Annotated in this window: 19 protein-coding genes and 1 pseudogene; 7 read left to right on the forward strand and 13 right to left on the reverse strand. The window is 62.8% G+C overall.

The annotated features are described in order from the left end of the window. Positions 1-61: 61 nt before the first annotated feature. The 4 genes from EY713_RS07940 to EY713_RS07955 form a co-directional block, all read right to left on the reverse strand. On the reverse strand, positions 62-1,003 hold the full coding sequence (locus EY713_RS07940) for an ABC transporter substrate-binding protein (protein WP_131114318.1): 942 nt from the start codon (positions 1,001-1,003) through the stop codon (positions 62-64). 87 nt (positions 1,004-1,090) lie between these two features. After that, positions 1,091-2,149 (reverse strand): ABC transporter permease subunit, encoded by a 1,059-nt coding sequence (locus tag EY713_RS07945; protein ID WP_131114319.1) that lies wholly within the window; start codon positions 2,147-2,149, stop codon positions 1,091-1,093. Between the two features lie 93 nt (positions 2,150-2,242). Further along, positions 2,243-3,817 carry a sugar ABC transporter ATP-binding protein gene (locus EY713_RS07950; protein ID WP_131114320.1) on the reverse strand — a complete coding sequence of 525 codons (1,575 nt, stop codon included), beginning with the start codon at positions 3,815-3,817 and terminating at the stop codon, positions 2,243-2,245. A 168-nt stretch (positions 3,818-3,985) separates the two neighbouring features. Beyond that, a complete protein-coding gene (locus EY713_RS07955) occupies positions 3,986-4,864 on the reverse strand; it encodes a branched-chain amino acid aminotransferase (RefSeq protein WP_131114321.1) in 879 nt (292 codons plus the stop codon). 169 nt (positions 4,865-5,033) lie between these two features. Here EY713_RS07955 and EY713_RS07960 point away from each other — a divergent pair, with 169 nt between their 5' ends. The 4 genes from EY713_RS07960 (at position 5,034) to EY713_RS07975 (ending at position 8,786) form a co-directional block, all read left to right on the forward strand. Continuing rightward, a complete protein-coding gene (locus EY713_RS07960) occupies positions 5,034-5,579 on the forward strand; it encodes a MarR family winged helix-turn-helix transcriptional regulator (RefSeq protein ID WP_131114322.1) in 546 nt (181 codons plus the stop codon). Continuing rightward, positions 5,579-6,313, forward strand: a complete 735-nt coding sequence (locus EY713_RS07965; protein WP_131119441.1) for a response regulator — start codon at positions 5,579-5,581, stop codon at positions 6,311-6,313. The genes EY713_RS07960 and EY713_RS07965 overlap by 1 nt, the downstream gene beginning before the upstream one ends. A gap of 19 nt (positions 6,314-6,332) precedes the next feature. Beyond that, entirely contained in the window at positions 6,333-7,694 is a 1,362-nt protein-coding gene (locus EY713_RS07970) for an ATP-binding protein (RefSeq protein WP_425374362.1), read from the forward strand. A gap of 72 nt (positions 7,695-7,766) precedes the next feature. Continuing rightward, positions 7,767-8,786: a bile acid:sodium symporter family protein gene (locus EY713_RS07975; protein WP_131114323.1), complete on the forward strand. Its 1,020-nt coding sequence runs from the start codon at positions 7,767-7,769 to the stop codon at positions 8,784-8,786. On the opposite strand, the gene EY713_RS07980 is transcribed toward EY713_RS07975, so the two are convergent. From EY713_RS07980 to EY713_RS07990, 3 genes are all read right to left on the reverse strand, one after another. Beyond that, positions 8,783-9,382 carry a nicotinate-nucleotide adenylyltransferase gene (locus EY713_RS07980; RefSeq protein ID WP_281015450.1) on the reverse strand — a complete coding sequence of 200 codons (600 nt, stop codon included), beginning with the start codon at positions 9,380-9,382 and terminating at the stop codon, positions 8,783-8,785. The genes EY713_RS07975 and EY713_RS07980 overlap by 4 nt on opposite strands. Before the next feature lie 56 nt (positions 9,383-9,438). Then, positions 9,439-10,740 carry a glutamate-5-semialdehyde dehydrogenase gene (locus tag EY713_RS07985; protein WP_131119447.1) on the reverse strand — a complete coding sequence of 434 codons (1,302 nt, stop codon included), beginning with the start codon at positions 10,738-10,740 and terminating at the stop codon, positions 9,439-9,441. 70 nt (positions 10,741-10,810) lie between these two features. Beyond that, the gene (locus EY713_RS07990) at positions 10,811-11,188 is read right to left on the reverse strand and encodes a hypothetical protein (RefSeq protein WP_131114324.1); all 378 of its coding nucleotides are present in this window, start codon (positions 11,186-11,188) and stop codon (positions 10,811-10,813) included. Positions 11,189-11,351: 163 nt separating this feature from the next. On the opposite strand from EY713_RS07990, the gene EY713_RS07995 reads away from it, so the two are divergent. Together EY713_RS07995 and EY713_RS08000 are read left to right on the forward strand one after the other, a co-directional pair. After that, a complete protein-coding gene (locus EY713_RS07995) occupies positions 11,352-12,554 on the forward strand; it encodes a pyridoxal phosphate-dependent aminotransferase (protein WP_131114325.1) in 1,203 nt (400 codons plus the stop codon). A gap of 135 nt (positions 12,555-12,689) precedes the next feature. Further along, positions 12,690-13,697 (forward strand): annotated as a pseudogene (locus EY713_RS08000) (Gfo/Idh/MocA family protein). Positions 13,698-13,703: 6 nt separating this feature from the next. Here the strand turns inward: EY713_RS08000 and EY713_RS08005 are convergent. Next, positions 13,704-14,114: a (R)-mandelonitrile lyase gene (locus EY713_RS08005; protein WP_131114326.1), complete on the reverse strand. Its 411-nt coding sequence runs from the start codon at positions 14,112-14,114 to the stop codon at positions 13,704-13,706. A 214-nt stretch (positions 14,115-14,328) separates the two neighbouring features. Here EY713_RS08005 and EY713_RS08010 point away from each other — a divergent pair, with 214 nt between their 5' ends. Beyond that, positions 14,329-14,679: a hypothetical protein gene (locus EY713_RS08010; protein WP_131114327.1), complete on the forward strand. Its 351-nt coding sequence runs from the start codon at positions 14,329-14,331 to the stop codon at positions 14,677-14,679. A 73-nt stretch (positions 14,680-14,752) separates the two neighbouring features. On the opposite strand, the gene EY713_RS08015 is transcribed toward EY713_RS08010, so the two are convergent. From EY713_RS08015 to ribB, 5 genes are all read right to left on the reverse strand, one after another. Continuing rightward, positions 14,753-15,469, reverse strand: a complete 717-nt coding sequence (locus EY713_RS08015; protein WP_131114328.1) for a hypothetical protein — start codon at positions 15,467-15,469, stop codon at positions 14,753-14,755. 11 nt (positions 15,470-15,480) lie between these two features. Continuing rightward, positions 15,481-15,909, reverse strand: coding sequence for a hypothetical protein (locus tag EY713_RS08020; RefSeq protein WP_245572939.1), 429 nt, complete (start codon positions 15,907-15,909; stop codon positions 15,481-15,483). Positions 15,910-15,993: 84 nt separating this feature from the next. Further along, positions 15,994-16,617, reverse strand: a complete 624-nt coding sequence (locus tag EY713_RS23125) for a hypothetical protein (protein ID WP_245572940.1) — start codon at positions 16,615-16,617, stop codon at positions 15,994-15,996. 13 nt (positions 16,618-16,630) lie between these two features. Further along, complete coding sequence (locus EY713_RS08025; protein WP_245572941.1) at positions 16,631-18,163, reverse strand: M48 family metallopeptidase; 1,533 nt, start codon at positions 18,161-18,163, stop codon at positions 16,631-16,633. An 85-nt stretch (positions 18,164-18,248) separates the two neighbouring features. Continuing rightward, positions 18,249-19,358, reverse strand: a complete 1,110-nt coding sequence (gene ribB / locus EY713_RS08030; protein ID WP_131114330.1) for a 3,4-dihydroxy-2-butanone-4-phosphate synthase — start codon at positions 19,356-19,358, stop codon at positions 18,249-18,251. Between the last annotated feature and the right edge of the window lie 290 nt (positions 19,359-19,648).

The raw sequence follows: 19,648 nt of genomic DNA on the forward strand, positions 1-19,648 counted from the left end.
GCCCAAAAAGAAACCGGCCCGCGAGGGCCGGTTTCCATGATGCAACTACATCTTTGGCAGATCAGTCGGCGCGAACGGCCTGCCAACCCTTATAGTCCTTGACGTTATCGCGCGTCACGAGCGTCGGCGGGATCAAGGTCACGAGCTCGGCCGGCTTCTTGCCGCTCAGGATGTCGACGCCGACCTGCACGGCCTTGCGGGCCATCAGATAGGGATCCTGGCTCGCAGAGGCCTGGATCATGGGTGAGTTGGCGTCCTTCAGCGCGGCTTCGATATCCGGCGCGCCATCGACCGACGTGATGATGATGTTCGAACGGTTCTGCTGCTTGGCCGCAAGATTGCTGCCAATCGCCTGGGGGTCGTTGATGGCGAAGATGGCATCGACCTTCTGGAAACGGGTCAGCAGGCTCTGCATGACGGAGAGGCCGCCATCGCGCGAGCCCTTGGCATCCTGGTCGCTCGACAGGATCTTGAGACCGGATGCTGCACCGAATGCCTTTTTGCAGCCGACCACGCGGTCGATCACGGATGACACCTGAGGGCCATTCTCGATGATGACGTCGCCCTTAGCGTTCAGCTTGTCGACGATATACTGGCACGCGATCTGACCGGCCTGGATGTTGTCGGTCGTCACGGCGGCATCGGCGCCGTCCGCATAGGTGTCGACCGCCACCACGATGATGCCAGCCTTCTGGGCCTTTGCGATAGCGGGTTTGAGGGCCTTCGGGTCACCCGGGTTGAGCAAAATGAGATCGACGCCAGAAGCGATGAAATTATCGATCTGCGTGACCTGCTTGCCGAGATCGTAATCGTAACCGACCGTCTGAACCTTCACGTTCGGGTTGGTCTTCTTGGCCTCTGCCTCGGCGCCCTTCGACAGAGCGATGAAGAACGGATTGCCGAGCGATCCGAGCGATATGCCGATCGACTTCAAGTCCTTGGCTGATGCTGCGCCGGACGCGATCATCAAAGCCGCGCTGGCGAGTAGAATCTTCTTGAGCATTGTAAACTCCCTGTGAGACGGAAAAGCCGGTCCCGTGTTGGCCCGAAGCCGGCTTGACCGGGCGTTAGGCCCGGATGACGTGAAGGGTCAGGTGCGGGCATTCCCCTGCATCCGATAGCGGTCGAGCGCGACGGCTCCGATGATCACCAAACCCTTGATAATAAACTGCCAGACGTCCGAGACGCCCGTGAGGATCAGCCCGTTGGCCAGGACCGCGATGATGAGCGCCCCGATCAACGTGCCGATGATCGAGCCGACACCGCCGACGAAGCTGGTGCCGCCCAGGATGACGGCTGCGATCGCATCGAGTTCGTAGCTGGTGCCCAGCTGCAATCCGTTGGCGGCATAAAGCCGAGACGCCTGCATCACGCCGCCGAGACCGGCTAAAAAGCCCGAGACGCCATAGACGAAGAGCAGAACCGCCCAGACCTTGATCCCCGCGAGGCGCGCCGCATCCGCATTGCCGCCGACCGCGTAAATGTGCACGCCCAGCACGGTGCGTCGCAGGATGAACCAGGAGATGGCGATCACCACGATGGCGATCACGACCAGCCAGGACACGTTATAGCTGGTGCCCGGTACCACGAAGCCGCCGTTGCCGATCGCTGCGAAAGGCAGGTCGGAGTTGAACACGGTGGTGTCGTCTCCGAGCAGTCGCGCGACACCGCGAACGGCCGTCAACGATCCGAGCGTGACGATGAAGGGCGGCAGCCGCATCGCCGAGATCAACGTGCCGTTAATGAGCCCGAAGACGAGGCCGGTGAGGACGCCGGCGAGAATGCCGAGCATACCCCAATCCGGGATCTTCGAGATGATGAGGGCCGCCATGGCTCCCACGGCCAGGATCGAGCCAACCGACAGATCGATGCCGCCTGTGAGGATCACGAAGGTCATGCCGGCCGCCAAAACCGTATTGACGGCGGCTTGTTGTGCGACCGTCGACAGGTTGAGGGCCGTTCCGAAACGGCCGCTTTGGAAAGCTTGCGACAGGTTGCCGGTTTCGGACCATCCACTGAGGAACTGGAACATGACGCAGATCAGGATCAGAATCGGCAGCATGCCGACCGATCGCCAGAAGGCTTGCATGCGCTGACCCTTGACGGGCGGTCGCGCAGGTGAAGGATCGATCGTTTTCACCGAAGTCATGACGTGGCCCTTGTCAGGATCGTGAGAGAGAAGACCACCAGCCTGACCACGGTCGCTCGGTGGTGGGGGTGATGGTGGTCCGGCAAAGCCAGATCAGTGAGCGGAGGCCGCAAGTGCGGGCTGTGGCGCCAACGGCGACTGAGCCGCGGTCGCGAGCGCGATGATGTTTTCCTGATCGATGCGGTCGCCCTCGAGCTGCCCTTCGAGATGGCCTTCCCGCATGACGAGAACGCGATCGGCGATACCGACCACTTCCGGCAGTTCGGACGAGATCACCAGCACGCCCGCGCCCGCCTTCGCGAGATCGTCGATAATCCGGTAGATTTCGGATTTCGCACCGACATCGACGCCGCGGGTCGGCTCATCGAGGATCAGCACGACTGGTTTGGTTTCGAGCAACCGCGACAGCAGCACCTTCTGCTGATTGCCGCCCGAAAGCGACCCGACATTCACGTCTGCCGATGCGACCCGGATCGTCATGGCAGCAATGGCGGCCTTGGCGCGCTCCGCTCCGTGTTTCAGGTCCAACACCCCGGCTTTGGCGTCCTTGCCGCAGATCATCAGATTGATGTTGTCACGAACCGACATGTCGAGAAGCACGCCCTCGGCCTTCCGGTCCTCGGTGAGGTAAACCAGCCCCGCATCGATCGCGTCTTGCGGCGATCGGATCGTGACCGGCTTGCCCGCCAGCTTGATCTCGCCGGTCGTATGCGGATCTGCCCCAAACAAGATGCGCGCGAGTTCCGTGCGGCCGGCCCCCACGAGGCCCGCCAAGCCAAGCACCTCCCCGGCATGCAGCGAAAAGCTGACGTCATGCACGCGCCGGCCGTCGCCGATATGGCTGACCTCGAGGATGGGCTCGGCGGTCGCCTGAAAGCGGTGATCCTTCTTATAAAAGGAGGAAATATCGCGACCGACCATCATCTTGACGACCACCTCAGGGGTCATCTCGGCGCGATCGATGGTTCCGACATAGGTCCCGTCCCGCAGGATGGTGACGCGATCCGAGAGTTCATACACTTCGGCCATGCGATGCGAAATGTAGATGATCGCCATGCCGTCCTGTCGCAACTGGCGGACGGTCGCGAAGAGACGATCCGTTTCGCGCGACGACAGAGCCGTCGTCGGCTCGTCCATGACTAGAATGCGAGAATTTGCGTGGACGGCTCTGGCGATCTCGACGAGTTGCCGCTCGGCGATCGACAGCAGCGAAACCAAGGTCTGCGGTTCGAAGGTCGCCCCGAGGCGTTTTAGAACCCCGGAGGACTCCCGCATCATCTTGGCCCGATCGATCAAGCCTCCGCGACGTGGTTCTCGTCCGAGATAGATATTTTCCGCGACCGACAGGTTCGGAGAGAGCGCCAATTCCTGGTAGATGATCGAGATGCCCGCATCGCGGGCCTGCAACGGTCCATTGATCGTCACAGGTTTACCGTTGATCCGAATTTCGCTGCCGGCGTCGGCCTGGTAGGCGCCCGATAAGATCTTCATCAACGTCGATTTGCCGGCGCCATTCTCCCCCATCAAAGCCAGGATTTCGCCTTGATGCAGGGTAAGCTCGACGTTCGAAAGCGCTTTGACGCCGGGGAACGTCTTCGAAATGTGACGCATTTCCAAGATGGGAGCGGATGTATTCGACGGAAGCGCTGCGTGATGCGCAATATCCATAACGGCCTCCCCCAATTTGCTCATTCCCGAGGCACGACTGCTCACCGGACGCGCGACTGCCTTGGGTGCATCAGAGCCACGCACCGGGCGATTGTCAATGAGTGGAGGCCGCATTCTGGCCGCATAGCTGAGCAGGCGGCCAGATTAGTCATATGATTGTGAACGATCTTAACGGGGACGACGGACTTCCGCCGAATAGGCTTCAAGCAGGGTGCGTGAGACGTCCCCAGGCGTGAATCGATAGGGGCCGATCTCGGACACGGGTGTCACCTCGGCGCCCGTGCCGCAGATGAAACATTCGTCGAAGTCGGGCAATTCCTCGGGCATGATGCGCCGCTCCGACACCGCAATGCCGTGCTGCTCCGCCAATTCGATCACGGTCTGGCGCGTGATGCCGTTGAGGAAGCAGTCGGCGATCGGTGTGTGCAATGCGCCGTCTTTTGCAAAGAACACGTTGGCGCCGGTGCATTCGGCCACGCGCCCCTGCCAATCCAACATGAGCGCGTCGGCATAGCCCTTCCGCTCCGCTCGGTGCTTCGAAATCGTGCAGATCATGTAAAGACCCGCGGCCTTCGAATGAGCCGGAACGGTCATCGGATCGGGACGACGATAATCTGCCATGTCGAGCCGGATGCCCTGCATCTTTTGCTCGACATCGAACATGCTCGGCCATTCCCACGTGGCGATCGCGACATGGATGGTCGCATTCTGGGCCGCCACGGCCATCATCTCGCTTCCGCGCCAAGCGACGGGGCGGACATAGACATCGGCGACGCCGTTCCGACGGATCACCTCGGCCTTCGCGGATTCGATCTCATCGACCGAAAACGGAATGTCGAAGCCGAGCAAATCCGCGGACTGCCTAAACCGCTCGCTGTGCTGGCGGCTTTTGAAGATCACCCCATTATAAGCGCGTTCGCCTTCGAACACCGCACCGCCATAGTGCAATCCGTGGCTCAGCACGTGCAGCTTGGCATCGGCCCAGGGTACAATCTTCCCGTCCATCCAGATGACCCCATCGCGTTGGTCGAAAGGAAGGACGGACATCAAATTGCTCCCATGATGGCTTTGAGATCGCGGCCGGGCTAATATCGCCGGGCGCGTGTCGTGAGAATGACGCTTCACGACAGCCTCGGTATTGCTGAGGCCTTGCCATGGACTATCGATAGCCTGATACTAAGTCAATACTGCTGACATAAACGGAGCCGACCTGCCGATGGATTCAGCGACCGCCCTGGTCTCAAGTGAGCCTCTGGATCCGACCCTTGGCGCTCGGGCTCCGTCGCCCATGTTCGACCTGATCGAGCTGTTGTTCTTCGCCTATCGCGATTTCGTCGGTGATGCCGACCGGCTACTCGAGACTTACGGGTTCGGCCGCGCGCATCACCGTGTGTTGCATTTCGTCTACCGGCAGCCGGGCCTGACGGTCGCCGAGCTCCTCGACATCCTGAAGATCACGAAGCAGAGCCTCAACCGCGTGATGAAGGATTTGCTGGACGTCGGTTTCATCGAGGTCCGGTCAGGCGCCAGCGATCGGCGCCACCGACTGCTTTTCGCGTCGGTTGCGGGTGGCCAACTCGCGCTCGAGCTCGCCTGTCTTCAGTCCGAACGCTTCCGGTCGACGCTGAAAACGTTAGCGCCGTCCTCTCACGAGGCCGCGACCGATTTTCTGCTTGGCGTGGTTGATCCGACGGAGCGAAGCAAGGTTACGCGGCTGGTCTGGGGTGCGCCAGCGGCGCAGCGGGCGAGGGCTGCAGAGTGATGGACGCCACCGTGCCGGCCGATGTGCTGGGCGCTTCTCCCGCCGATGATGCCGCACATCTCCTCGTGGTCGACGACGATCGCCGAATCCGGGAGCTACTGTCGCGTTTCCTTCGAAAGGAGGGCTATCGCGTCACGCTCGCGCAGGATGCGGCGGAGGCCGCCATGCATCTGAAGAATCTCGCCTTCGACCTCATCGTGCTCGATGCCATGATGCCGGGGCAGAACGGTTTCGATTTTGCGGTCCAGACCCGACGGGATTCGCAGGTCCCGATCCTGATGCTGACGGCTCGCGCCGAGGCGGAAGATCGGGTGCGCGGCCTCGAGGCAGGCGCCGACGATTACCTGACCAAGCCGTTCGATCATCGGGAGTTGCTGCTTCGGGTCGCCTCGATCCTGCGCCGCGCCGCGCCGCGCGTTGTCGAAGATCGCGAGCGGGACCGCCATATCCGCTTCGGCCCGTATAGTTTTGCGATCGATCGGGGAGAATTACGCCAGGGCGAGGAGGTGATCCGCCTGACCGACCGGGAGCGTGAAATGCTTCAGATGCTGGCCGGCAGTGCCGGCGGCACAGTCTCGCGGGAAGATCTCGCCGGATCCGGGGTCGGTGCGAACGAGCGGACCATCGACGTCCAGGTGAACCGGCTCCGGCGGAAGATCGAAGTCGACCCGGCGAATCCGGCCCATCTCCAAACCGTGCGAGGAATCGGCTATCGGCTTTTCCTCAACCCATAACGCGCGGCGGCGCGGCTTCATCAAGTTCCCGCCCTCGCTCCCGGCTCCGCGGACGTGGTGGCACAGGAGCGCGAGGCTGGTGGCCGACATCCTGCCGAAGCGGCTTTATTCGCGTTCGCTGCTGATCGTCATCGTGCCGATGGTGATCTTGCAATGCGTGATCGCCTATTTCTTCATGGAGCGGCACTGGCAGTCGGTGACGTTCCGGTTATCGACCGCTCTGACGCAGGATATCGCGGCGCTGATCGATCTCTATCGAACCACTCCGCTCGATCATGGCACTGCAAATCTCGAGAGGATCGCCTTCGAGCGCCTCGCGCTCGATGTGGACTTTCTGCCGAAACAGTCGCTTCCGACCGCGCTGCCGAAGCCATTTTTCTCCTTGCTGGACCATTCGCTGTCGAACGAGATCCGCAAGCAGATTGGCCTGCCGTTCTGGATCGATACGGTCGGCCGATCCAGTATGGTGGAGATCCGCATCCAACTCGGCGATGCCGTGTTGAGGGTTTTGGCGCGCCGCAGTGCCGCCTATGCGTCGAATGCCCATATCTTCATCTTGTGGATGCTCGGAACGTCATCCGTGCTTCTGGCGGTCGCGATCGCATTTCTGCGTAATCAGATCAGGCCGATCGTCCGCCTGGCGCTAGCGGCCGAGAACCTCGGCAAGGGCCGCCTGATCGACTATCGGCCGAGCGGCGCACTCGAAGTGCGGCGCGCGGGTTACGCCTTCATCGAGATGCGCCGCCGCATCGAGCGAACGCTGGAGCAGCGGACCACGATGTTGAACGGGGTCAGCCACGACCTCCGCACTATTCTGACTCGATTTAAATTGTCCTTGGCGCTGATGGAAGAAGGGCCCGACAGCGAGGCCTTGCAAAAGGACATCGACGAGATGGGCCGCATGTTGGAAGCCTATTTGGCTTTCGCGCGGGGCGATGCAGGCGAAGTCTCGGCGGCGGTCGATATCGGCGCGCTCCTCGAGGAGTTGAAGTCCGAGGCGGAACGCCAAGGGCGACCCACCAAGATCGAGGTCAATGGCGAAACCACGATGATCGTTCGGCCGCATGCCTTCAAGCGCTGCCTCGCCAATCTGGTCGGCAATGCCTTGCGCTACGGCACACAGATCCAGATCGAGGCCTTGCGTGATCAGCGCTTTCTGACCGTGCATGTCGACGATGATGGGCCGGGCATCGCGCCCGACAAGCGCGAGGAGGTGTTCCGGCCGTTCCACCGGCTCGACGAAGCCCGTAACCAGGATCACGGCGGCACCGGTCTTGGTCTCGCCATCGCGCGCGATATCGCGCGCTCCCACGGCGGCGAGGTGTTGCTCGGCGAAAGCCCGCTGGGCGGGCTGCGCGCTACGGTGCGTGTGCCGGTCTGACGCCGACCTTGTGCGGCGCCGACTTCGGCGTAAAGGAAGCACGAACCCCGTCCCCCTTTCGACCGGACAGTCATGACATTTCGATCCTTGGTCACTCGCGTCACGCCCGACCCCTATATCGCCGCGATCGTCGGCATGGTGGTCTTGGCCACCATTCTCCCGGCCCAAGGCGTCATGGCGCCGGTCATGACCCGAGTCACGAGCTTCGCGATCGCGCTGTTGTTCTTCATTTACGGGGCGCGACTGTCGCGCGAGGCCGTCGTCGCGGGCCTGACGCATTGGCGGCTGCAACTCACGGTCTTTCTCAGCACGTTCCTGCTTTTCCCGGTGCTCGGGCTCGGCATGAGCGCGCTGATGCGGCCGATCATCGGCGCGCCTCTGGCGCTCGGTATCCTGTTTTTGTCGACTCTCCCGTCGACCGTTCAATCCTCGATCGCCTTCACGTCGATCGGTCGCGGCAACGTCGCGGCGGCGCTGTGTAGCGCCTCGGTGTCGAACCTGGTCGGCGTCGTCGTCACGCCTTTGCTGGTTGGCCTGCTTCTCGGCACGCAGGGCGGCTTTTCGGCGGATGCGATCGGCGATATCGCGTTGCAATTGTTCCTGCCGTTTTTGCTCGGGCAATTGCTGCGGACCTGGATCGGGCCGTGGATCCTCCGCCACAAGAGCCTGACCAGCTATGTCGATCGCGGCTCGATCCTTCTCGTCGTCTATACGGCGTTCAGTGAAGGCGTCGTGGGCGGGTTGTGGCATCAGATCGACGTGCAGGATCTCGTCATTCTCCTGATCGCCAACCTTGTGCTGCTGGTCCTCGTGCTGGTCGCCACCACAGTGGCGAGCCGCGCGCTCGGCTTCTCGAAAGCCGATGAGATCGCCATCGTGTTCTGCGGCTCGAAGAAGAGCCTCGCGAGCGGCTTGCCGATGGCCAACATTCTCTTCGCCAGCCAGCCGCATCTGGTCGGGCTCTATGTGCTGCCGCTCATGCTGTTCCATCAGGTGCAGTTGATGGCCTGCGCGGCTCTGGCCAAGCGCTACGCCGCACGGGCGGAAACCGACGATGCCGGCCAAGCGAGCGCGCAAGCCGCTCCGCTTTAATCCGGGACGCGCTGGCCGTTGGCGCGAAGCCGGGTCGAGGATGCCATCGATCGTGGTCCATGGATGAAGACCGAGGCCGGTGGGCGTTTGCCCGAAAGGCTCGGCGCCTCGTTTTCGCGCAGTCGTCCTTTCGCCATCACGGTCGCGGCGCGTCCGCGCTTGGCATTGAATGTCGAGCCGGGCCTGTCGACGATCGCGAGCGGAACGCTTGCGACAAACTCCCGCCAATGCTTCCAACGGTGCAGCTCGGGCAGGATATCGGCCCCCATGATCCACACGAATGATGTCCCAGGACATCGACGTTTCAGATAATCAACGGTCTGGACCGAATAACGCGTGCCGATCGCGGCTTCGAAACCCGTGACGTCGATACGTGGGTGGTGAGCGACGATCTTGGCGGCGGCGATGCGCCGTTCGAGGCTGGGCAAGCCCTCGGCGACCTTCAGTGGATTGCCGGGCGTGACGATCCACCAGACCCGATGCAGCCCCAACCGCTTCATAGCCGCGAGGCTCGCCAGGCGATGACCCTCATGCGGCGGATTGAACGATCCACCGAACAAGCCGATCCGCATCCCGCGCCCGGTCAGGGGAAGCACGGGAAAGCGCCAGTGTCGGTGCGGTCCGATTGTCGAGCGCGGCGCGGGCCCTTGTTTCACGGGCGCGTTTGTCCGCTCCCGCGAATGCGATAGTTGAACGACGTCAATTGTTCGACGCCGACCGGTCCCCTCGCATGCATGCGGCCCGTCGAGATCCCGATCTCGCCGCCAAATCCGAACTCGCCACCGTCGGCGAATTGGGTCGACGCATTATGGACCACGATGGCGGAATCGACCCGCGCCAGAAACGTATCGGCCGCGCCCTGGTCCTCGGTGACGATACAATCGGTGTGATGGGAGCCATAGGTCTCGATATGGTCAATCGCCGCCTCTAGCCCGTCGACCAGGCGGCAGGCGATGATCGCATCCTGATATTCGGTCCGCCAATCCTGCTCGGTGGCGGGCGTGACGCGCGGATCGATCGCGCAGGTCTCGCTATCGCCGCGGATGGCGCAGCCCGCGTCGATCAGCATGTCGAGCAATGGCTTGAGATGCGTCGCAGCAACGGCGCGATCGACCAACAAGGTTTCGGCCGCGCCGCAAACCCCGGTCCGCCGCATTTTGGAGTTGAGCACGATCGCCTTGGCGCGTTCGAGGTCGGCGGCTTTGTCGATATAAACGTGCACGAGACCTTCGAGGTGGGCGAAGACAGGCACGCGCGCTTCGCGCTCGACCCGTTCGACCAGCGTCCGACCGCCACGTGGCACGATCACGTCGATCGATCCATCGAGCCCCGACAACATCGCCCCGACGGCATCCCGGTCCCGTGTCGGCACGAGACTAATGGCTGCCTCCGGAAGACCTGCGGCGCGCAACCCCTCGACGAGACAGGCGTGAATGGCCTGGCTCGACTGAAAACTTTCCGACCCCCCGCGCAAGATGGCTGCATTGCCGGATTTCAGACAGAGCGCTCCCGCATCCGCCGTGACGTTGGGGCGGCTCTCGTAGATGACGCCGATGACGCCGAGCGGCGTTGCGACGCGCTCGATCACGAGACCGTTTGGACGGTCGAACCGTGCGAGGATGCGGCCCACAGGGTCGGGAAGGGCCGCGATGTCCGCGAGCGCTTGGGCCATGGCCTCGATCCGCTTGCCGTCGAGCTTCAAGCGATCAAGCGAGGCGGAGGTCAGGCCACGCCGCTCGGCATCCGTCATGTCGCGTGCATTGGCCAACAAAATGACCGGCTCGTTGGCGCGTATTGCGGCGGCAGCGGCAAACAGCGCCTTGGATTTTTGCTCTGCCGTCGCAAGCGCAAGGGCGCGCTGGGCGAGGCGAGCCGCCGCTCCGAGATCACGCATGATCGTGGTGGTCGCGCTCAAGGAGGCGCCGCCGCCTTCGATGACCGTAAAGGGCTCCATGATGTCCGCCTTCGATTGGGTGAGCGGTTCATGCGTCACAGGCGCAACGTTGTCCAGAGAAGCGACGCGATCAGGTGGCACGAACCGGCCGCACGGTGGTCCGAAAATCGACCCTCACCATATCCTGTGTGGCGATGCAGGCGACGACGCCGTCGACCCGGCCACCCGCAGTTCCATCAAGGAAGGTGAACCGACCCTGAAGATTCTGTGCGAACAGGCTCGAGAAGGCGAGATCTGGTCGGTCATCGAAGGTGAGGTCGACCGGATCGAAACCCGCTGCCTTCAGCTTGGTCACGAGCGCCGGTGAACAGGCTTGCACGACCCGGTCGCGCCCGAGAACGGCCTTGAGGACATGCTGCTGATTAAAGGCCAAGTCCCAAACGAGAGCCAGCACCACCAGTGCCGCGAGTGCGACCAGGCCGATCAGGGTCTTGAACATGAGCCGCACGATTGATCTTTCTACAAGTCGGTTCGTCGTCCGATGAAACGCCGCAAGGGCGAGTTGATCGGTCCCATCACGTCTTTGAATGCTTGGCGCGGGCTTTTTTATTGCGACGGCGGCATGACGAACCTATGGTCCGGCGTCAATTCCACCACCCTCGGAAGCTCCCATGGCCTTCATCGCCGACACCCTGTCCCGCGTCAAACCATCCGCCACCATTTCGGTGACGCAGAAGGCGCGCGACCTGAAAGCGCAGGGGCGTAATATCATCAGCCTGTCGGTCGGCGAGCCGGATTTCGATACGCCGGACAACATCAAGCAGGCTGCGATCGAGGCGATCCAGCGGGGCGAGACGAAATATCCGCCGGTCTCCGGCATCGTGCCGCTGCGCGAGGCGATTGCGGCCAAGTTCAAGCGCGAGAACGGCCTCGACTACAAGCCGACGCAGACCATCGTCTGCACCGGCGGTAAGCAGGTGCTGTTCAATGCCTTCCTGGCCACCCTGAACCCGGGCGACGAAGTCGTGATCCCGGCGCCATATTGGGTCAGCTATCCCGACATGGTGTTGCTGACGGGCGGCACGCCGGTCGTGGTGCAAACCACCATGGCCCATGGCTTCAAGCTGCAGGCCGAGGATCTCGAACGCGCCATCACGCCGCGCACCAAATGGGTGCTGCTGAACTCGCCGTCGAACCCGTCCGGCGCGGCCTATACGGAGGCCGAACTCAAGGCCGTCACCGACGTGTTGATGCGTTACCCCGATGTCTGGGTCTTGACCGACGACATGTACGAGCACCTCGTCTACGGCGATTTCATCTTCACGACGCCCGCCCAGATCGAACCGAACCTGATGGACCGCACGCTCACGATGAACGGCGTGTCGAAATCCTATGCGATGACGGGCTGGCGTATCGGCTACGCGGCCGGTCCGGAGAAGCTCATCAAGGCGATGGACATGGTCCAGGGTCAGCAGACGTCGGGCGCCTGCACGATTTCTCAGTGGGCTTCGGTCGAGGCGCTGAACGGCCCGCAGCATTTCATTGCGGAGCGTCGCAATGCATTCGAGGTAAGGCGCGATCTCGTCGTGTCGATGCTCAACCAGGCGAAGGACCTCGTCTGTCCCTCGCCCGAAGGGGCGTTCTACGTCTACCCGTCTTGCGCTGGCACGATCGGCAAAACGGCCCCCTCCGGCAAGCGCATCGAGAATGATGAGGATTTCGTGTCGGAACTCCTCGAGGCCGAGGGGGTCGCGGCGGTGCATGGCGCCGCTTTCGGATCAGGCCCCAACTTCCGCATCTCCTACGCCACCTCCAACGCATTGTTGGAAGAGGCTTGTTCGAAGATCCAACGGTTCACCGCCTCGCTGCGCTGACCCGACCTGATCGGCGATACGGCCGTCCAAGACCGTATCGCGAACGACAGCCGCATCCTCGCCGTGCTTGCGCGTTGGGCCTGCGCCGAACCTTTGGCACATCCGGCCGTTAGAGCCGAAACAGGGGAAGAACGCATGTCGCGACCATTAGCCTGGGGCGTGTTGAGCACGGCCAACATCGGCGTCGAGACCGTGATCCCTGCGATGCAGAAGGGCGAGCTTGGCGAGATCCGCGCCATCGCGTCTCGTAACGTGACGACCGCGCAAGCCGCTGCGGATCGGCTCGGCATCCCGCAGGCCTATGGTAGCTACGAGGAGTTGCTGGCCGATCCGGCGATCGACGCCATCTACAACCCCCTCCCCAACCATTTGCATGTTCCGTGGACGCTCCGGGCGCTCGAAGCCGGAAAGCACGTGCTTTGCGAAAAGCCGATCGTCCTGACGGCTGACGAAGCCACGCGACTGGTCGAAGCTTCGGCCCGTACAGGCCGGCTCGTAGCCGAAGCGTTTATGGTTCGCCATCATCCGCAATGGCTCAAGGTGCGCGATCTGATCGCAACCGGGTGCATCGGCGAAACGCGCGCGATCGGCACGCTGTTTTCCTATTTCCTAACTGACCCGAGCAATGTCCGCAATCAGGCCGACATTGGAGGGGGTGGCCTTTACGACATCGGTTGCTACGCGATCAACACCGCTCGCTTTGTCTTTGGCGACGAACCAGAGCGCGTCATCGGGTTGTTCGATCGCGATCCTGCCATGCGGGTCGACAGGATGGCGAGCGCTCTGGCCGCGTTCCCCGGATCACGGCATCTGACCTTCACCTGCGCGACCCAGGCGGTGCCTTACCAGCGAGTTCAGATTCTCGGCACGACGGGCCGTATCGAGATCTAGATCCCGTTCAACGCTCAGCCGGATCGACCGAGCCGCTTGTTCGTCGACGATGGAGGCGATGTGACCGGCAAGGACATCGAGGTGATCGAACTCCCCCTCGCCAACCAATATACGCTGCAAGGCGATGCTTTTTCCCGCGCGGTACTCGAGCAACGTCCGCTTGAATGGGGGATGGCAGACAGCATCGCCAATATGCGGGTCATCGACGCGCTCTTCCGCTCCGGCGAAAGCCAGCGTTGGGAGACGCCGTAAATCTTCTTATGAGGCGGCCGGCCCAGGGCCATATTGCTCGTCGGTAACCTTCTCCATCCAGGTCACGGGGCTGCCCTCAAGCTTTTCCGCAATGGCCACATGGGTCATGGCCGTCGTTGGTGTCGCGCCGTGCCAATGTTTCTCGCCGGGCGAAAACCAGACGATATCGCCGGGCCGGATTTCTTCGATCGAGCCACCATCGCGTTGGGCCCAGCCGAGCCCCGAGACGACGAGCAGCGTTTGTCCAAACGGGTGCGTGTGCCACGCCGTTCGCGCGCTGGGTTCGAAGGTCACCGTCGCACCGCTGACGCGTGCCGATTCAGTGCCTTGGAACGGAGCGTCGATCCGTACGGTTCCGGTGAAATAATCGGCCGGCCCCTTGGCGGATGCCGTCGAGCCGCTGCGTTTGATATCCACGACTGCTCTCCTCTGTTGCTACTCTGCGCGCGATCGTAAAGCATTCCGGTGGTTGACGGAAAGCGCCGCTGCAGCGCCCCCTCTCGTTCGCTCCACGATATTGAGGCTCACACAGTCGCGGTTGATCCTCGGCCCAGACCACTTTTGTATCGGCATCAACCAAGCTATTGCTGCGCGGGCAATGAGTGGCGTGGCCGTCGAACGGAGAGACGATATGTTGGTGGTCTGGCGCGGTCGAGGATGCTGGGTCATCTTTTTGATCGCCCTTGCGGCCTTTCTTCCGATCATCGTTCTTTGGAAGGTCGATGGGCCCGAGATCGACCGCGGTGTCGCGGTCACCATGGGGTTGGCGGCTGTGATGATTGCGGCGCTCGGACTACGCTGGAATCGTGGCGTGACCTTTCATGCGTCAGCGCAAGCGCATTCGTTCTGGGGCATCCCCATGCAATTATGGGCACTGCCGACCGCGCTCTTCGCCATCTTGCTCGGCACAGGCGTCATCACGACGGCAGAAGCAGCTCCGCTACGGCCACCCATGCCGATCACCGACCGCGGCGCTCCGTAAGGGCAGGGCCATCAGCCGTTGCGAGACTTAAATCCTTTCCAGCGTGGCGACCTTGGTTCAGATCGGCGCCTGCCTATTGGTCTCTCCGGTAAAAGCCAGAAAAGCTGACGTTGGCTCCGCCGCAGGCTTTGTTGTCACGCACGACGAGGTAAGGTCCTCGCCGGACCATGCGGACGTTGCATGTGAACTCGTCGCCCGCACCAAAGGGCAGCGTGTGGTTTTCATCGCCCATCGCAAAGGCCAGCACGCCCTTGTCGGGTCGCATCGTGCCGGCGAGTTCGCCGGTGTGAACGGACCCAAGTCGACGCCGGTCTGGTGTATCGCCCCAGGTCGCGTCACCTGTCACGATCAGCGCACCGCTGCTGCCGTTCGCGATCGTGATGGTCTGCTCAGGCGCAACCCAATGCCCCGCCCAATCGGTGGGTGACTGCTGATCGTTGGGGAGCGGCGCCAGCGCGGCCGTCGGAAGCCATGCGATGGTCGAGGGTCCCCGGCGGCCCAGAAATCCTGAACAGGTATAGGCGCCCTGTGTCGGTCCAATCAGCACCACGTCGCCCGCGACAAGAAAGGCTCGCTGCTGGCACTCCGGCTTGTCGCTCGGACATCCATGCACCAGGGCGTCGATCTGCACGAATTGAGTTCGCGGCGTCTCCGACCGGACCACGGCCACACGCGGCTCATCGACCGCGACGTCGGACCAGACGCAGTCAGCCCAGGCGTCGGACGGCACCGCTACCACAGCCATCATGAAGGCGAGAGCGAAGCGCTTGTCGATCCATCGTCGCAGCATCGTCAGCCCTCTTACACGTGACCGGCGATTGATCGCCGATTACGGATCAGCGCGACCAGCGGCAGCATCGTGGCGCCGAGCAGTGCCACCACCAGGGCCGCCAACGTGAACGTGCGGTTCCACAATTGATTGAGCGCCAAATCGGTGGTGACAAGGTCGGGCTTAGCGGGGTCGGCCAAGACGTCGATCGTATATTCGCCGACGTGAACGCCCGTGAAGACATAATTCACGCGTCGCGACACGGAGCCGGACGGCGTCTCTACCGACAAGGTCGCATTGCAGATGTGTACAATCAGTTGGGAACTGCATTTGCCGTCGGTGACCTCGGCCTCGGCCACAGGGCGTGCTGCCTCTCGCACCTGCCAATCCGACACAAGCGTGGGCGCTGTATAGATGGTGGCAGCAACCAGCATCGCGCCAAACATAAGACTGCTGAGCAAGACCCAGATCGTTTGCTTCCAGTCACGAGCTGGCGGTGGGAGCCGCAGGGGCGTCGAATCGAGGGACGTCATCATGGCAACGGTCTAAACCATTAAAGCGTCGCCAGCCAAGACGTGCGGCGCAGCGTTTAATGCCGCGAGACGCCGCCGGGCTTCTGCAGCATGCTGGTAGCGGCCGAGCAGATCGGCGAACTCCTGCGGCTTCATCTTGCCGGGCAGAATGGTCTTCAGCGTCACGATGCGCTGCTTGGGGTCAAGCTTGACGTTGCGAGCCCGTGTCACGCGTTCAGGAAGCGGCGATCCAGGCCGCAGCAAAAGGCGCGTGGTCATGCGATTATAGTCGCAAGCGAGGTCCAAATCGGCGATGTCGTCCCAGGCGATCGGTCGATCGAGGCCCGGAACGGTTAGCGCGTCTCTCCCGAAAACAAGCGACGTTCGCTCGCCTTGCCAGAGACAGAAGAGGCCGAAGCCGGCCAATAACGCTCCGAGCGTGGCGCTCGTCGCCGCCACCAACCTTAACTCGCCTGCTCCGAGCCCGGGTACATCCGTCACCAACAGGATGAGCGAGACGCCGATCATGACGCCGCCGGAGACCAAGAGGACGTAGCCTTGTGGGCGTTTGTTGACGGTGAGCACCCGATCGTCAGCATCGACCTTCGCGGCTGTCGCGGCCAGATGGGCCTGGAGCGCATCGTCATTCTGCCGCACGGCCGCGAGGAAATCAGCCGTCGCCGCCTGGCAGAGGCCGACCGGGTCGTCGAAGTAGGCCGCGAGCTTGCCGAGTGCCTCGCGGGGGGGGTGCCGCTCTTGCCGCGTCGAGCCGTTCGGGGGAGGGCGGACAGCCTAGTGCCGCAAGGCGATCGCGCGTGGTCGGGTGGGTGTCGGTCGGGTGAGTCTGTTCGGCCTCGAGATGAGCGGCGGGATCGTCGAGACCGCGTGCGATGGCGTGATCGAGCACAGCCGCGACCATATCGGGCGCCCCCATCCCACGGTTCTCCGTGGCTTCGTCGAGCGTTTCGACGATGCGCGGTCGGACGGCACCCACCCGCAAGAGCGCGCGGGCGGCGGCCTCTGGCGAAGTCGGTCCGGCCCCGACACGATCGGCCGCAAATTCGCGGGTTCGGCTCCAGTGGCGCACGGCATAATGGAACCGATCCATCACGAATAATCCGAGCCACATAGCGGGACTGAGAAGTCCGAAGGCCGAACCGCTTCCTTCGCCGACGGCCGCCACCGCATCGAGGGACCGGCCGACGCCTGCATAGATCGGCAGAAAGCGCAGGCTGTAGGCGGTATCGCCCCCGGCGAAATGGGCGAGCTCATGTCCGATGATCGACGCGACCTCGTCGCCCCGCAGCAGCGTCAGGTAGGGCAGGGGGACATAAAGCGTGCGGCCTGCGAGCTTGTGGCCGCCGGGTTGCAAGATCTTGGGTCCGGCGCTGACGAAGAAGCCCTCCGTTAGTCCAACCACGATGGTATCGGGTTTGAGTGATCCGAGCCGTTCAGCAAGCCCGTCGACGAGCCGCCAAAGGCCCGGTGCCGCTGCCGGAGGGACCAGCCGACCCAAAATGGGAAGCGGGTCGGGCTCGAAGGCCGCCAGCGCGTGTCGTAACCCGGCCAAGGTGCTGCCCGCCACAAAGATGCTGCCGAGAACGGCGATGCATGCGACGGCCAATAGCTTGATCTCGCTGGTGCCGATTCCGGGTTGAGCAAGCGCTGCCGCCTCGAAGACGACGACCGATACGAAGGCCGTCGTCCCGAGCACGACCTGCGTCGCGAGGATCGCCGGTAAAACCGTTCGGACAAGGGAGAAACCGCGCACGAGGATCTCGCGCGACGTCCGCCCGAGCCATCCGAGCGCCCCACCGGTGATGAGAACCAGGAGTGACAGCGCGGCGACAAAAGCCGAGGCCCCCATCACAACGGGTGGCAACATGCGCCGCAGGTCCATGACCTTGGTGAGGGACGCGACCTCTTTCAGGGCCTCACGCGCCTGGTCCAGCGCAAGGGGCCCTCCATACAGTTGGCCGTTGCGGCGAAACTGCATGGTGAAGTCCATCTTGCCGTTCTTGGGCGCCTGCGCTTCGAGTTGTGCGACGACACCGGACAGGCGGAGCTGCTCGTTGTGGAGATCGAGCCAGTCGGCAACGCCGCGTTGCTGTTCCCAGCATCCCAGCAGCAAGATCGCCAGCGGCAGCAACACGGTCGCGGCCAACAGCCTCATGAATCGACGGGCACGGGACTGCGGCGTCATATCTCGCCTCCTGAGAGCCAAGTTTGGCAAGGGTCGAGGCTTCCCCTGGTCCCCACGAGCATCGGTTTCGCCGGAGCGACGACGGTCAAATCGAGATCTTGTCCGTCACGGAAATCCCGTGCCCGACGAGACCGATATAGTTGTGCTCATGCGCCGACAGCACGGCGATCGACCTGACACCGAGGTCGCGCAGGATTTGCGCGCCGACACCGATATCGCGCCAGCGGGTTTTCCTGGCTTCGGCACTTTGATGATGTTCGCCAGTGCCGGCGCTGACCGCCGCCTGCGGCGCGGCCGTCGCGACATCCGGATTGCGGACAACGATGAACACGCCGCGGCCTCTTTGTCGGAAGATCTCGAACGCTCGGCCGATTTGATTAAATCCCGGCTCGATCAATTCGCGAACGGGTTGCTCGCGATGGATGCGGCACGGCACGTCCATGCCGCCGCTGAGGTCGCCGAAAACGACCGCGATATGCTGCCAGGGGTCGAGCTTTGTCGCATAGGCATGGACCGTCACGGCATGGCCGTCGATCGTCGCCTGTTCGGTCGACAAGCGTTGAACGAGACTCTCACTTTGCACGCGGGCCGCGATCAAATCCTCGATCGTAACGATCCGCAAGCCATGTTCCCGCGCGAAACGGATCAGTTCGTCGAGGCGCTTCACTGTGCCGTCGTCGTTCACGACCTCCGCCAGAACCGCCACATCAGACAGCCCCGCCATCGTGGCAAGATCGATCGCCGCTTCGGTGTGACCCGAGCGCGTGAGGACGCCGCCGGCCCGGCCGATCAGCGGAAAGACATGGCCGGGTCTGAGGAAGTCGCCGGCTTGCGCCCCGGCTGCCGCGAGCGCCCGCACCGTGTTGGTTCGCTCGATGGCCGAGATGCCGGTCGTCATCCCTCGTTTCGCATCGACGCTGACCGTAAAGGCGGTCCGCATTGGATCGAGATTGTTGGCCACCATCGGCGGCAATTGCAGGCGCTCGGCTCGTTCGGCGGCCATGGGAGCGCAGATGATGCCACTGGTGTGGCGGATCATGAAGGCCATCCGCTCAGGCGTGGCGGTTTCGGCCGCCATGATCAGATCGCCTTCGTTCTCGCGATCGGTGTCGTCCACCACGACGACGAGTTCGCCGCGCCCCACGGCCGAGACCGCGTCCGCGATCGTGTCGAGCTTGAAAGTGTGTTCGGTCATAAGGTCCTACCGCAGCGAAGCTGTCGTCGAACGCGTGTCCGAAATCGGCGAAGACGCGTCCCTTGAAAAATCGCGATGACCTGATCTACCGGCGCTGACGGCATGACGCAATCATGCTGGCTCGAGCGATGTGGACACTCGCGATAGTGCCCCCTTTTCGATGGCGGTTTTGCAGGTGACCGGAGACATGGCCGCCTTCTTATACACAGCCGATCAGACTGACGCTTCGATCGATCGGAAGCTCGCTTTGGTCAAAGAAGAGCGGCGCGGTTTAGTCGGGAAGGGTCCGC

It is taken from the genome of Lichenihabitans psoromatis (assembly GCF_004323635.1).
Lineage (GTDB): Bacteria > Pseudomonadota > Alphaproteobacteria > Rhizobiales > Beijerinckiaceae > Lichenihabitans > Lichenihabitans psoromatis.